The sequence below is a fragment of the Ralstonia sp. PBBBR1 genome (assembly GCF_002256165.1).
GTDB lineage: Bacteria > Pseudomonadota > Gammaproteobacteria > Burkholderiales > Burkholderiaceae > Ralstonia > Ralstonia thomasii.
Genome location: NZ_NKIL01000006.1, coordinates 444,875 through 458,697 on the forward strand (window position 1 = coordinate 444,875; position 13,823 = coordinate 458,697).

Consider the following 13,823-nt stretch of genomic DNA (forward strand, 5'->3'; position numbering starts at 1 on the left):
GTTGGTGCTCAGAGCTCGACGCGTCGGCTTTTTTGCTCGGTGGTTGGAGCTCAGAGCTCGACGCGTGGGGCTTTTTGCTCGGTGGTTGGAGCTCAGAGCTCGGCGCGTGGGGCTTTTTGCTCGTCGGTTGGGGCTCAGAGCTCGGCACGTGAGGCTTTTTGCTCGGCGATTGCAGTTCAGAGCGTCAGCTGCGATCCGTGGGAGGCGCCAGGCGGTTCGCGAGACGCATCGCGCCATGAAAAAAGCCGCTCGATTGAGCGGCTTTCGGGTTCCGTCGGGAGCGGGGCTCAGTGCACCACCATCCGCGAGAACGGCTCCACATAAGCCTGCAGGGTGATCATCAGCCCCACCAGGAAGGCCAGCGCCAGCGAGTGGAAGAACACGTAGCGCAGGATGTCGCCCTCGTGGCCGTACCACTTGGTGGCGGTGGAAGCCACGACGATGGACTGCGCGTCGATCATCTTGCCCATCACGCCGCCCGAACTGTTGGCCGCCGACATGAGGATCGGCGACAGGCCAAGCTGTTCGGCCGTGGTCTTCTGCAGGCCGCCGAACAGCACGTTCGATGCCGTATCGGAGCCGGTGAGCGCCACGCCCAGCCAGCCCAGCATCGTGCCGAACAGCGGGTACAGCACGCCCGTGTGGGCGAAGGCCAGGCCCAGCGTCGCGTCCAGACCGGAGTAGCGCGTCAGGTAGCCGATGCCGAACATCGCGCAGATCGTCAGCAGCGAATAGCGCGTGAGCTTGATGGTGTTCCAGTACTCCTTGAGCATGCGCGGCAGCGAGTAGCCCATCAGCAGGCCGCCGACGATGGCCGATACCAGGATGCCCGTACCCGCCATCGACAGGACGTTGAAGTTGAACACTGCGCCTTCGGCAATCACCTTGGGCACCACCGGCGGGCCCTTGAGCACCATCTTGTCGAGGCCCGGGATGGCGAACTTGAATGCCCAGAGGCCGTCGGCAAACGCCTTGAACTGCGGCACGCCCCAGATGAACACGAACACGGTCAGGATGACCCACGGCAACCATGCCTGCACGCGCGTGATCTTGCCGTTGGTGGCCGTGGTGGTTTCGCGGGCTTCGGCAGCAGCTTCGGGGTCGACGCGGGAGTTGTCTTCGCGGTTGCGCAGGGCGGTCGAGGTCCAGATCGTCTTGGGCTTCCACACCTTCAGGAACAGCGTGAGCGTGCCCATCGACACCAGCGCCGCAATCACGTCCACCAGCCACGGGCCGTGGAAGTTCGACACCAGGAACTGCGGAATCGCAAACGACACGCCCGCCACCAGGATTGCCGGCCAGATCTGCAGCATGCCGCGGAAGCCCGCGAACGCCCAGATCAGCCAGAACGGCACCAGCACCGAGAAGAACGGCAACTGGCGGCCAACCATGGCAGAGAGCTGCAGCAGGTCCAGCCCCGTGACCGAAGCCAGCCCGATGAGCGGGGCACCCAGCGCGCCGTAGGCCACCGGTGCGGTGTTGGCGATCAGGGCCAGGCCCGACGCGGCCAGTGGCGAGAAGCCCAGGCCGATCAGGATGGCGCCCGTGACGGCCACCGGCGTGCCGAAGCCCGCGGCGCCTTCAAAGAACGCGCCAAAGCTGAACGCTACCAGCAGCAGCTGCAGGCGGCGGTCTTCGGTAATGCCGGAAATCGAGCTCTGCAAGACCTTGAACGACCCGTTCAAGGTGGTGAGCCGGTGCAGGAAGATGATGTTGAGAACAATCCAGCCAATTGGGAACAGGCCCGAGACGATGCCGAGGCCCGCAGCCTTGCCAGCCATTGCGGTCGGCATGCCAAACACAAACGAGGCGATCCCCACCCCGACAATCAGCGCCAGGCCGGCTGCCAGATGCGCCTGCATATGGAAGAACGCCAGCGAGCACAGCAGTACCGCCACCGGTATCCCGGCCGCTAGGGTTGACCACACGGCACTGCCGAGCGGGTCATAGACTTGATTCCACATCTTGATCTCCTCCTGTTTGGGCGTTTCAGTATCTTCTCGATACCGAACGTCTTCTGTCGCCCCTTTTTTAATGGGCAGCCACGGATTGTAGGAACAAGCGTGTCCGGGTCCCCGCAATATTCTGTCACTTTCGCCTTGAAAAGTATTCATCGGCGCCGGTGCGTGGTTTCGCGTGGCGCAAGCAATTGCACCGGGTAAATCCGGGTTGTGGAATCATTGCGCCTGCTGCGCTGCCCACCCACTCCAATTCGCCCTCCATTCATGGCTTCTCTGACGGCCTTCCTGTTTCGCCGCCGCGGCTCCCGATTGGCTGCCGCCGTGCTTACCGCGTTTGTGGCACTGACGACGTTGCCGCCCGCCGTGCATGGCCAGACTGCGGCGGCGCCAGTGCAGGCGAACACCGAATCGACGCGGCCGCGAATCGGTCTGGTGCTCTCAGGCGGCGGGGCGCGCGGCTATGCGCATATTGGCGTGCTGAAGATGCTGGAGCGCATGCGCATTCCTGTGGATGTGATTGCCGCCACCAGCATGGGCGCCGTGGTGGGCGGGCTCTACGCCAGCGGTATGCGGGCGGACGCGTTGGAGCAGAAGCTCTCACAGGTGGACCTGAGCGACATCGCCTTCGATCGCAACGATCGCGCCAAGCTGCCGCAGTCGCTGCGCGAGGATGATTTCCAGTATCCGATCGGCCTGTCGGCCGGCTATGGCAACGGCAACCTCAAGCTGCCGGCCGGGCTGGTGCAGGGCAACCGCCTGCTCGCGCTCCTCAAGAACTGGACGGCGCAGTGGCCCGACAACATCGACTTCTCGCGCCTGCCCATTCCGTTCAAGGCCATGGCGACGGATCTGGCCACGGGCGACGGAGTGATTCTCGACCACGGCTCGCTGCCGCTGGCGATGCGGGCCAGCATGGCGGTGCCGGGGCTGTTCGCGCCCTTCGAGGTGGGCGGGCGTACGCTGGTGGATGGCGGCCTGGTGAGCAACCTGCCCGTGCAGCTTGCGCGCGACATGGGGGCTGACATCATCATCGCCGTCAATATCGGGTCGGACTTGGAGCGGCCTGAAGACCTGGCCTCGCCTGCGGCGGTGACGCAACAGATGATCACCATCCTCGTTGGCCAGAACGTCCGTGCGCAGAAGGCGCTGCTGCGCGGCCAGGATGTGCTGATCGAGCCGCAGCTCTCGGAGCTTTCGTTCACCGATTTCGCCAAGGGCCCGCAGGGTGTGCGGCAGGGTGAACGCGCGGCGCAGGGCGTCGAGGCGAAGCTCGCGACGTTGTCGCTGTCGCCGCACGCGTATGCCGCGTACCGCGCTACCCACGAGCCGCAGGGCACGCTCGTGGCGGGCGCACGCATTGACGCCATCGATGTGACCACCAGCGGCCGCGTGCCGCCCGCGCGCGTGCGTCAGTTGATCAAGGTGCGTGAAGGCGATGCGTATGACGCCGAGGCGCTGAACCGCGAACTGTCGGCGCTGGCCACCACGGGCGACTTCGAAACCGTCACGCAGCAACTGGTGGAACAGAACGGTGTGCATACGCTGAAGATCGACGCGCACGAAAAGTCGTGGGGCAACCAGTTCTTCCTGTTCGGGCTGGGCATGTCGACCAACTTCGACGGGCGTGGCGCATTCAACATCAACCTTGGCCATCGGTATCCGTGGCTCACGCAGAGCGGGCTGGAGTGGCGCAACGACATCGTCCTCGGCAGCAACCGGGCGAGCATCCATACCGAGCTGCGGCAGCCACTGTGGCAGGCGCGCGGGTTTTACGTGGCGCCGTATGCCGAGTACTCGCGTCGCAGATCGGATCTCTACTTTGACGATCAGCCGCCCACCCGGGACGCCAAGCCGTTCAACAACCTGACCATCGAGACGGCGCGCGCCGGCGTTGACCTGGGCATCCCGTTGGGCCGCAAGGGTGAGCTGCGCCTGGGCGTGAACTACGTCAGGAAGACGGCAACGTTCAATTACCTGCAATTGATCGCGGACGAGTCCGGGAATGTCGTGGATGCGACGGCCGTTGACACCTTGCGCACCCAGCAGCCGGCCTTTCGCGCCCAACTTACGCTGGACCAGCTCGACGATCCGCTGTTCCCGCGCAGCGGCTATTACTTCTACAGCAGCGTGGAAGCGGGCTTCGGTTCGCCCGACAAGAAGTTCAACACCGCCCAGGCCAAGGGCCTATGGGCGACGAGCTACGGCCGCCACACGTTCAATGTGGCGTTGGAAGGGGCCGGCCTGTTTGGCGTCAACAGCCCGACGCGGGAAAACGGTGGCAACACGAGCAACGGCGCCAACGAAGGCTTCTTCCTGGGCGGCTTCCAGCACCTTTCGGCGTATGCGCAGGATCAGTTCAACGGCCAGTACATGCTGTATGGCCGCCTGACCTATCTGTACGACCTGCGCGTTGACGATCTGCTGGGCCTGCGCGCGCCGGTGTTCGGCGCCAGCGCCGAGGCCGGCAATGTCTGGCAGCTGCGCAACAACTTTGGCAAGGGCCCTTACCTGAAGAGCGGCAGCGTATTCGTCGGTGGCACCAGCCCGATCGGGCCGCTGTACTTCGGTTTTGCGGTGGCGCCCCAGGGCGTGTGGAACGTGTACCTGCAGCTCGGTCGCGTCTTCTGAAACCGCATCAAGGGGCAGCAGGCCTGCCTGGCGTACGGTCAGCGCCTGCTTCGTAAGGTCTTGATCAGACTGGGGAAATCAATCGGTCAGCTAGCGGCGGACGTGCGTGCTAGCCTTCCGCTTCGCTTCGTTCAAGACCTCGGGCGCGGTCGCGCCCAGCCCCCTTTCCCATGATGTTCTCCGTGTTGTTCCGTCGTTACCGCTCGTTCCGGTGGTTGCTGTGCGCGTGCGCCTTGGCTGTGTTGCAGGCGTGCGGCAAGCATGCTGATGAGGCTGCCAAGCCAGCCGGCCCGCCGGAAGTCGAGTTTGCCGTTGCGCAGCGCTCCGATGCGCCGCTGGTGACCGAACTGCCTGGCCGCCTGGAGCCGTATCGCACGGCGCAAGTGCGCGCGCGCGTCGACGGCATCGTCCTCAAGCGCGCCTATGAAGAAGGCCAGGTGGTCAAGGCCGGCCAGGTGCTGTTCCGCATCGATCCGGCGCCGCTCAAGGCACAGGTGGACGCCGCGCAAGGCGCGCTTGCCCGTGCGCAGGCACAACTCGCCATCGCGCGCGACAAGGCTGCCCGCTACAAGGGGCTGGCCGCCACGCGTGCCGTGAGCGAGCTGGAATACGCTGAAGCGCAATCCGCCGAGCGTCAGGCCGCCGCAGACGTGGTGTCCAGCCGTGCCGCGCTGGAAACCGCGCAACTGCGCTTGGGCTATGCCACCGTCACGGCCCCGATTGCCGGCCGCTCGCGCCGCGCGCAGGTCACCGAAGGGGCGCTGGTCAAGGAAGACGCTGCGACGACGCTCACCACGGTCGAACAGATCGACCCGATCTACGTCGACTTCGCGCAGCCCGCTGCCGAAGTGCTCGCCTTGCAGCGCACGCTCAAGAAGGGCCAGGCCGCTGCATTGAGCGGCCAGGACATCGGCGTGCAGGTCATCCTGAGCGATGGCGTGGCGTACGAGCGCCCGGGCAGGCTGCTGTTCTCGGACTTGGCGGTGGACCGCGCGACGGACAACGTCTCGATGCGCGCCGTGCTGCCCAACCCCGACGGCCTGCTGCTGCCCGGCATGTACGTGCGCGTGAAGCTTTCGCACGCCGTGCAGCAGGGCGCGGTGACGGTTCCGAAGGGCGCGTTGCAGCGCGACCGCCAGGGGGCATCGGTGTTTGTGGTGCAGGCCGACAATACGCTGGCCGTGCGTCCCGTGGCTGCGCAAACGTTGGCCGGCGACCAATGGCTGGTGACCAGCGGGCTGTCCGGCGGAGAGCGCCTCGCCATTCCGGGCATGCAGACGCTGGAAGCGGGCATGGCGGTCAAGCCGGTGCCCGCAGCACCGCGTGCTGACACCAAGCCGAAGAAGGGCTGACCATGGCGCGCTTCTTTATCGACCGCCCGGTCTTTGCCTGGGTGATTGCGCTGGCCATCATCCTGGCCGGCGTGCTCGCGCTGCCCAAGCTGCCGGTGGCGCAGTACCCGAACATCGCGCCGCCCAACGTCAGCATCTCGGCCAACTATCCGGGCGCGTCTGCGCGCACGGTGGAGAGCGCCGTCACCGCCATCATCGAGCGCGAGATGAACGGTGCGCCGGGGCTGCTGTACATGTCGTCGTCGTCCGATGCCGCGGGCAACGTGTCGATCAACCTGTCGTTCACGCAGGGCACGAGCCCCGATCTTGCGGCGGTGGAAGTGCAGAACCGCCTGAAGATCGTCGAGGAACGCCTGCCCGAGGTCGTGCGCCGCAACGGCATCCGCATCGAGAAGGCGGCCGAGAACTACATGATGTATTTGTCGCTGACGGCCGAGCGCGGCCGCTTTGACGGCATCGACCTGGGCGACCTCGCTTCGTCGGATTTGATTCCGCAGTTGCGCCGCGTGCCGGGCGTTGGCACCGCGCATTTGTTCGATGCGGAATACGCCATGCGCATCTGGCCCGATGCCGACAAGCTGACCGCATTGGGCCTGACCGCCGGCGACCTGAGCGACGCCGTGCGCCGCTACAACGCACGCATCACCGTGGGCGAAATCGGCAGCGGCGCCGTGCCGGGCAACGCACCCATCAACGCGAGCGTCACCGGTGACGATGGGCTCACCACGCCCGATGCATTCGGCCAGATCCCGCTGCGTGCGGACGCGCAGGGCCGCATGGTGCTGCTGCGCGATGTGGCGCGCGTGGAGCTGGGCGGCAGCGATTACCTGTACCTCTCGCGCATGAACGGCAAGCCGGCTACGACCATCGGCATCAAACTTGCCCCTGGCGCCAATGCCGTGGGCGTGGCCAAGCGCGTGCGCGCGGTGCTGGACGAAGCGCAGGCGCATTTCCCGCCGGGCGTGCGCTACGAGGTGGCGTACGACAGCTCGCGCTTTGTCGGCATCGCCATCGAGCAGGTGGTCAAGACGCTGCTTGAAGCCGTGGTGCTGGTGTTCCTGGTGATGATGCTGTTCATGCAGAACCTGCGCGCGACGCTCATCCCGACACTGGTCGTGCCGATCGCCCTGCTGGGCACGTTTGCGGTGATGCTGCCGATGGGTTTTTCCATCAACGTGCTGACGCTATTCGGCCTGGTGCTCGCCATCGGCATCCTCGTGGACGATGCCATCGTGGTGGTGGAAAACGTCGAACGCGTGATGCACGAAGAAGGGCTGTCGCCGCGCGAGGCGACGGCCAAGGCGATGCGGCAGATCAGCGGGGCCATCGTCGGCATCTCGCTGGTGCTGACGGCGGTGTTCGTGCCGATGGCGTTCTTTGGCGGCGCGGTGGGCAACATCTACCGGCAGTTTTCGCTGTCGCTGGCGGTGTCGATGGTCTTCTCGGCATTCCTGGCACTGACGCTTACGCCGGCGCTTTGCGCGACGCTGCTCAAGCCGGTGCAGGCCGGTCACGGTGCCGAGCGCAAGGGCTTCTTCGGCGCATTCAACCGGGGCTTTGCGCGATTGACGGCACGCTACCAAGGCGGCGTTGCCAAGCTGCTGAACCGCACGGGCCGCGCGCTGGTGGCGTACGGCGCCGTCATCGGCGTGGTGGTGCTGCTGTTCACGCAACTGCCCACGGCCTTCCTGCCGGAAGAGGACACCGGCGAGTTCATGACCGTCGTCATGCTGCCGACCGGCGCCACGCAGGCGCAGACGCTCGACGTCGTGCGGCAAGCCGAGCAGCACTTCATGACGCAGGAGCCGGCGGTGGCGTCGACGCTGGCCATCACGGGCTTCAGCCTGTACGGCAACGGGCAGAACGCGGCCATGCTGTTTCTGACGCTCAAGGACTGGAAGGAACGCAAGGGCGCTGACCAGCACGTCGATGCCGTGGTCGAGCGTGCCAACGCAGCGTTCGGCAGGATCAAGGGTGCGATGGTCATGGCGATGAACTCCCCCGCGCTGCCGGAGCTGGGCAGCAAGCCCGGCTTCGACCTGCGTCTGCAGGACCGCGGCGGTGCCGGCTACGAGCGCCTCGCGCAGGCACGCGACCGCATGCTTGCTGAGGCCGCGCAGCATCCCGCGCTGTCGGAAGTCACGTTTGCGGGCCAGGGCGATGCACCGCAGGTGTTGATTGATGTGGACCGCAAGAAAGCGCTGTCGATGGGTGTGTCGATTGAGGACATCAACCGCACGCTGGCCGTGATGTTCGGCTCCGACTACGCGGGCGATTTCGTCTATCGCAACCAGGTGCGCCGCGTGATCGTGCAGGCCGACGGCAAGCAGCGTGTCTCGGTCGAGCAGCTTGGCCGCATGCACGTGCGCAATGCAGCAGGGGCCATGGTGCCGCTTTCCGCATTCACCATCACCAAGTGGATCGTCGGGCCGCTCAAGCTGGATCGCTACAACGGTTTTCCGGCCATGACGATCACCGGCTCGCCCGCGCCGGGTCACAGCTCGGGCGAGGCGATGGCGGCGATGGAGTCGATTGCGCGCGGCCTGCCCGAAGGCTTCGGCTACGAGTGGACGGGGCAGTCGTTCGAGGAGCGGCTGTCGGGCGCGCAGGCGCCAGCGCTGTTTGCGTTGTCGATTCTCGTCGTGTTCCTGTGCCTGGCGGCGTTGTACGAGAGCTGGTCGATTCCGTTGGCGGTCATGCTGGTGGTGCCGCTCGGCGTGCTGGGCGCGCTGCTGGGCGCCACGCTGCGCTTCCTGCCCAACGACATCTACTTCAAGGTCGGGCTGATTGCCACCATCGGCCTGTCGGCCAAGAACGCGATCCTGATCATCGAAGTGGCCAAGGATCTGGTGGCGCAAGGGATGGGCCTGATTGAAGCCACGCTCGAGGCCGCGCGTCTGCGTTTCCGGCCGATCGTGATGACGTCGCTGGCGTTTGCGTTTGGCGTCGTGCCGCTGGCGATTGCAAGCGGCGCGGCATCGGCCAGCCAGCGCGCTATCGGCACGGGCGTGCTGGGCGGGATCATCGCAGCGACGGTGCTGGCGGTGTTTCTGGTGCCGGTGTTCTTTGTGGTGGTGCGGCGCGTGTTCAAGGGCAGCGAGCGGCAGCGCCGGCTGGATGCGGCGCACGAGCACGAGACGGCCCGGCCGGCCGCCTGATCGGCGTCGTCATCAATCTGCGGCGGCTGGGCCTTTGCGCCTGGCCGCTGCCGGGTCGAAGCCGAAAAAGCCAAGGACCTCTGCTGCGACCTGATCGCGGTCGTTGTCCACGCAGATCATGTGGTAGCTGTTTTCCAGCACCACGCTGCGCGCATGGGGCAGGGTGGCCTGCAGCGTTTGGGCGGAACGCAGGCTGGTGAGTTCGTCTTCGCGGGAATGGATTACCAGCGTCTGGCACTGCGTATCGGGCGCCCCGGCCAGTGCCCAGCGCCGCAGCCGGTCTACCTGCCGAATGCACGCCAGCGGCACCCACGGATAGTGGAAGCTGTCACCGCGTGCGAGCTTCGCCTTGATGATCCGCCGCAACAGGGGGTTCTTGATGCCGAACGGCTCGTCCTCTTCCACGCGCATGCGCGCCGCCATGCCCGGGATGCGATACACCGCGTAGCGCAGATCCCGATACCACGGCGTCGACCAGCCATCGATATGGATGGGCGTGGCGAGCAGCGCCAGCCTGTCCTGCGGGTGCGCAATGCCATGCCGAACCCGGTGCGCCAGCACCAGTGCCAGCAATGCGCCCATGCACATCCCCGCGATATGCACGGTGTCATGCTCGGCGGCAAGCCGTTCATACGCTTGCGTAAGCGTTTCAAGCCACGCCTCGGCAGGCATGTGGATCAGGTCTTCCGGGCGCGTGCCGTGGCCGGGCAAGGTCGGCACGTGCGTGACCGCGCCGGCGTTGCGCAGCGCTTTCTGCAGCACGCCCACGTCGTAGGCCGTGCCGCCCAGACCATGGATCAGCAGCACGGCCGTGCTGCCGGGCACCGATGGGGTCACAGTGCGGTCTCGACCGACCAGGTCCCGGCCACGAGCGCCGTGTTGCCAACGGCATCCGTCAGTGGGCGACCGGTATCCACCACGGTGTGCAGCGTGCCGTCGCGTGCGGTGATGCGCAGCGTCTGGCGGCGTGCGGGCGTTGCGGCATCGCCTTCCAGCACGGCTGCCCCGAGCCAGCGCGCGCGCAGCGCGTCGCGGTCATCCGGATGCACCAGTTGCAGTACTGTCGAGATCGACGCCATGCTTGCCGGTTCGTGTCCGAACATGAGCGCGACGTCGCCGCCCCAGTCAATGCGGCCGCTGGCTGGGTCGATGGTGTAGACAAGCTGGCCCGATGCCGCCAGCGCCAGTTCGACGCGGTTCTGCCACTGCGCGCTTTGCTCGTGCAGTTGTTCGCGCGTGGTCTTGAGTGCGCTCACCAGCAGCACCAGCAGCGCGGCAATGCCGAGGTACAGCTGCGTTTCCAGCAGCGACTGGCCATAGTGGTGATCCAGCACGGCGAACGGGCCGTCGCCTTCGGCGGTTTGCGTGAGCGCCACCAGCGTGAGCAGCAGCACCGCCAACGAGCCACCGCGGCCGCCCCACATCAGCGCCACCACCACGGCAAAGAACAGCGGGACGTACGTCAGCGCAAAGCCGATTCCATCGCCAAACTTGGCATCGCTGTTGCCATCGAAAATGATGTACGACGACAGCGCCAGCGCAACGACGGCCGCCAGACCGAGCAGGAAATCCGTGCGGTCGGTGCCGCCCGAGCGGAACGCGCGAAAGCGCGACCACGCCGCCAGCACCGGCGTGACGATCAGCACGCCCAGGAAATCCGATGCCGCCCAGATGCGCAGCACGTGCCCGAACGAGCCGCCTTGCGACCACGCAAACCATGCCGCGCCGAACAACGCCCCAAGCAGCGCACTGACCGCGCCCGCCACCAGCATCGCGCGCACGAAGTAAAGCCCTTCGAGCGGGACGCGTGCCAGTCGCACCAGTGCCACGGCCAGCGCCGCGCTACCTGCTTCGTCCAGCACGAACAGCATCGCGTGCGCGGGGTTGGTGCGCTCGATCGCCGCCAGCACCAGCTGCGCCACGGCAAACGCTGCCCCCAGCCCGGGCCATTCGCGGTACGGCCGCAGCATGAACGCGGCCATGGCCACGCCCGCCGGCAGCCAGATGTAGCCCGTCATGTCGATTGGCCCATTCAGCCGGTGCGACACGATGGCGGCCACCAGATAAAGCGCGCCCCAGAGGGCCGTGGCGACGGTGGTGGAAGGTCGGTTCAATGGCATCCGGGTTTCCCTCGGTGAAAACAAAAAACCGCGCCGGCGTAGGTGCCGTGCGCGGTTGATGATGCTACCGCAATCGGTTTCAGGCGGGCTTAGACCACGGGCAGTGCCAGGACTTCCCGCGCGGCGCGGCGGTCGCGCAGTTCGGCCATCCAGCGCTCGAGGTTCGGTCGCGCAGGACGGTCCATCGGCAGGCCCAGCCAGCGGTGCGTGGCGCAGCCGCAGACGATGTCGGCCATGGTGAAGCGACGGCCGGCCACGTACGGCTGCTTGGCCAGCACGGCTTCGAGGATGGCGGTGCTGCGCTCCGCGGCCTGGCGCGAGCGTTCAATGCGCGCGGCGTCGCGCTGGTCTTCCGGCGTGCGCACGAGCTGCAGGAACGCATCCACCATCGACGGGCTGTAGGACGTGGTCTGCCAATCCATCCAGCGGTCGGCATCGGCGCGCTCGTGAAGTTCGAGCGGGTAGAGGTTGCCCGGGCCGTAGCGCGCCGAGAGATAGCGCACGATGGCGTTGGACTCCCACAGCACGAAGCGCGTGTCGCCGGCATCGTCCAGGCCATCTTCGATGACAGGGATCATCCCGTTCGGGTTCATCGCCTTGAATTCCGGCGTGTCAACGCCGCCGAAGGCGCCGCCGACGTCGATGCGCTCATGGTCCAGCGACAGCTCATGCGCGCACCAGACGACCTTCTGAACGTTGACCGAAGAGAGTCTTCCCCAGATCCGCAGCATCGACGACGGCTCCTTTTTTGAATGGATGGAGTGGTTAGTTAGGTAATTTAGGCGGCCTTGGGCGTGAGCGCTGCGATTTCCGCGCGCATCAACTCGCCCAGCACGGCAATGCCTTGCTCGATACGCTCCGGCGCCACTGTCACGAACGCGAGGCGGAGTGTGTTGCGGCGCGGCGCATTGGCATAGAACGGCGCGCCCGGCACGAACGCCACGTTGCGCGCGACGGCCTTCTCCAGCAGCGCCATCGTGTCGATGCCTTCCGGCACTTCCACCCAGATGAACATGCCGCCTTCCGGACGGTTCCAGTGCACGCCGGCCGGCATATGGCGCGTGAGCGAGTCGAGCATCGCTTCGCATTGCTTGCCGTAGAGGTTTCGGATGCTCGGGATGTGCGTATCGAGCAGCCCGGTCTTCAGCACCTCGTACGCCACACGCTGCGTGAAGCTCGGCGTGTGCAGATCCGATGCCTGCTTGGCCTGCACGAGTTTGAAGTGGATGTGTTCGGGCGCGATGATGTAGCCCAGGCGCATGCCCGGTGCCAGGATCTTCGAGAACGAGCCCATGTAGACCACGCCGTCCGGGTTCAGCGAGCGCAGCGACGGCAACGCGTCGCCGGTGTAGCTCAGTTCACCGTACGGATCGTCTTCGACGAGCAGCACGCCCAGTTCCTTCGCTCGGGCCACCAGGGCCTGGCGGCGGTCCAGCGGCAGGCGGCGGCCGGTCGGGTTCTGGAAGTTCGGGATCGTGTAGAAGAAGCGCGCCCCGGCAGCCAGTTCCGGCGTGAGCGCGTCGGGCAGCAGGCCCTTGTCGTCGGTGGCGATGGACGTATAGGTCGGCTCGAACAGCGAGAACGCCTGCAGCGCGCCGAGGTATGTCGGGGTTTCGACCAGCACCTTGCTTTGCGGGTCGATGAAGATCTTGCCGAGCAGGTCCAGCCCCTGCTGCGAACCCGTGGTGATCAGCACGCGCGAGGCGGTGGTGCCATGACGCTGGGCAATCCACTCGCGCAGCACCGACAGGCCTTCGGTGGGGGTGTACTGCAGCGAAGCCTGCGGGTTGTCTGCAAACATGCGGGCGCACGCCGCCTGAATCGCTTCGACCGGGAAGGTGACCGGGGCGGGCAGGCCGCCGGCAAACGAAATGACCTCAGGACGTTCGGTGATCTTGAGGATTTCCCGGATCGCCGAGCTGGTCAGTTTCTGAGCGCGGCTGGAGAAGGTACAGGCGGTGTGGTCCATGGTGTGGTCCTAGTGTTGCGGCGCCCACCTCGTGAGCAGGCGCCGTGGGTGGGCAAAACGATGAGAATAGCAGGCAAGCGGCCCGTCCAACATTGGGCCGCCACCTTAGAGACTGCGGGAAAAAGCGCCGCTCAGGCGACTTCCGCAATCAGCTCGATCTCGACGCACGCGCCGAACGGAATCTGTGCGACGCCGAAGGCGCTGCGGGCGTGCTTGCCGGCGTCGCCAAATACGTCGGCAAACAGTTCCGATGCGCCGTTGGTCACCAGGTGCTGCTCAGTGAACTCCTGCGTGGAGTTGACCAGGCTCATCACCTTGACGATGCGCTTGACGCGGCTGAGGTCACCGCCCAGGTGCGTGTTCAGCGTGGCGATCAGGTCGATGGCGATGGCCCGTGCCGCTGCCTTGCCTTGCTCGGTGGTCATGTCGGCGCCCAGCTTGCCAACCCACGGCTTGCCGTCTTTCTTGGCGATGTGGCCGGACAGGAAGACCTGATTGCCGGTTTGCGCGGCCATGACGTAGGCGGCAGCGGGGGCGCCAGCGGCAGGCAGTTCGATGCCGAGTTGCTTGAGCTTGGCCTGAGCGTCGTGCGAGGCGGTCATGAAGACTCCTTGGTAAGTGCGGTCAACAAAAGA

The 13,823-nt window shown here is 66.0% G+C and carries 9 protein-coding genes; 3 read left to right on the forward strand and 6 right to left on the reverse strand.

Going from position 1 to position 13,823, the window contains the following annotated elements:
* Nucleotides 1–287: 287 nt before the first annotated feature.
* A complete protein-coding gene (locus CFE42_RS13280) occupies nucleotides 288–1,964 on the reverse strand; it encodes an L-lactate permease (protein ID WP_004629075.1) in 1,677 nt (558 codons plus the stop codon).
* A gap of 261 nt (nucleotides 1,965–2,225) precedes the next feature.
* On the opposite strand from CFE42_RS13280, the gene CFE42_RS13285 reads away from it, so the two are divergent.
* The 3 genes from CFE42_RS13285 (at nucleotide 2,226) to CFE42_RS13295 (ending at nucleotide 9,099) form a co-directional block, all read left to right on the forward strand.
* Nucleotides 2,226–4,589, forward strand: a complete 2,364-nt coding sequence (locus CFE42_RS13285; RefSeq protein ID WP_024542243.1) for a patatin-like phospholipase family protein — start codon at nucleotides 2,226–2,228, stop codon at nucleotides 4,587–4,589.
* A 173-nt stretch (nucleotides 4,590–4,762) separates the two neighbouring features.
* On the forward strand, nucleotides 4,763–5,941 hold the full coding sequence (locus CFE42_RS13290) for an efflux RND transporter periplasmic adaptor subunit (protein ID WP_235202020.1): 1,179 nt from the start codon (nucleotides 4,763–4,765) through the stop codon (nucleotides 5,939–5,941).
* Nucleotides 5,942–5,943: 2 nt separating this feature from the next.
* Nucleotides 5,944–9,099 carry an efflux RND transporter permease subunit gene (locus tag CFE42_RS13295; RefSeq protein WP_004629067.1) on the forward strand — a complete coding sequence of 1,052 codons (3,156 nt, stop codon included), beginning with the start codon at nucleotides 5,944–5,946 and terminating at the stop codon, nucleotides 9,097–9,099.
* 12 nt (nucleotides 9,100–9,111) lie between these two features.
* Here CFE42_RS13295 and CFE42_RS13300 read toward each other — a convergent pair whose 3' ends face one another.
* From CFE42_RS13300 to CFE42_RS13320, 5 genes are all read right to left on the reverse strand, one after another.
* Nucleotides 9,112–9,924: an alpha/beta fold hydrolase gene (locus tag CFE42_RS13300; RefSeq protein ID WP_024542241.1), complete on the reverse strand. Its 813-nt coding sequence runs from the start codon at nucleotides 9,922–9,924 to the stop codon at nucleotides 9,112–9,114.
* An 8-nt stretch (nucleotides 9,925–9,932) separates the two neighbouring features.
* The gene (locus CFE42_RS13305) at nucleotides 9,933–11,219 is read right to left on the reverse strand and encodes an MASE1 domain-containing protein (RefSeq protein WP_004629063.1); all 1,287 of its coding nucleotides are present in this window, start codon (nucleotides 11,217–11,219) and stop codon (nucleotides 9,933–9,935) included.
* Between the two features lie 89 nt (nucleotides 11,220–11,308).
* Entirely contained in the window at nucleotides 11,309–11,950 is a 642-nt protein-coding gene (locus CFE42_RS13310) for a glutathione S-transferase (RefSeq protein ID WP_004629060.1), read from the reverse strand.
* Nucleotides 11,951–11,997: 47 nt separating this feature from the next.
* The gene (locus tag CFE42_RS13315; RefSeq protein WP_004629058.1) at nucleotides 11,998–13,188 is read right to left on the reverse strand and encodes a PLP-dependent aminotransferase family protein; all 1,191 of its coding nucleotides are present in this window, start codon (nucleotides 13,186–13,188) and stop codon (nucleotides 11,998–12,000) included.
* A 131-nt stretch (nucleotides 13,189–13,319) separates the two neighbouring features.
* Nucleotides 13,320–13,790 (reverse strand): RidA family protein, encoded by a 471-nt coding sequence (locus CFE42_RS13320; RefSeq protein WP_004629056.1) that lies wholly within the window; start codon nucleotides 13,788–13,790, stop codon nucleotides 13,320–13,322.
* Between the last annotated feature and the right edge of the window lie 33 nt (nucleotides 13,791–13,823).

Coding starts and splice junctions, on each gene's coding strand:
- CFE42_RS13295 (WP_004629067.1), top strand. CDS start 5,944: ATGGCGCGCTTCTTTATCGACCGCCCGGTCTTTGCCTGGGTGATTGCG.
- CFE42_RS13315 (WP_004629058.1), bottom strand. CDS start 13,188: ATGGACCACACCGCCTGTACCTTCTCCAGCCGCGCTCAGAAACTGACC.
- CFE42_RS13290 (WP_235202020.1), top strand. CDS start 4,763: ATGTTCTCCGTGTTGTTCCGTCGTTACCGCTCGTTCCGGTGGTTGCTG.
- CFE42_RS13280 (WP_004629075.1), bottom strand. CDS start 1,964: ATGTGGAATCAAGTCTATGACCCGCTCGGCAGTGCCGTGTGGTCAACC.
- CFE42_RS13285 (WP_024542243.1), top strand. CDS start 2,226: ATGGCTTCTCTGACGGCCTTCCTGTTTCGCCGCCGCGGCTCCCGATTG.
- CFE42_RS13320 (WP_004629056.1), bottom strand. CDS start 13,790: ATGACCGCCTCGCACGACGCTCAGGCCAAGCTCAAGCAACTCGGCATC.
- CFE42_RS13305 (WP_004629063.1), bottom strand. CDS start 11,219: ATGCCATTGAACCGACCTTCCACCACCGTCGCCACGGCCCTCTGGGGC.
- CFE42_RS13310 (WP_004629060.1), bottom strand. CDS start 11,950: ATGCTGCGGATCTGGGGAAGACTCTCTTCGGTCAACGTTCAGAAGGTC.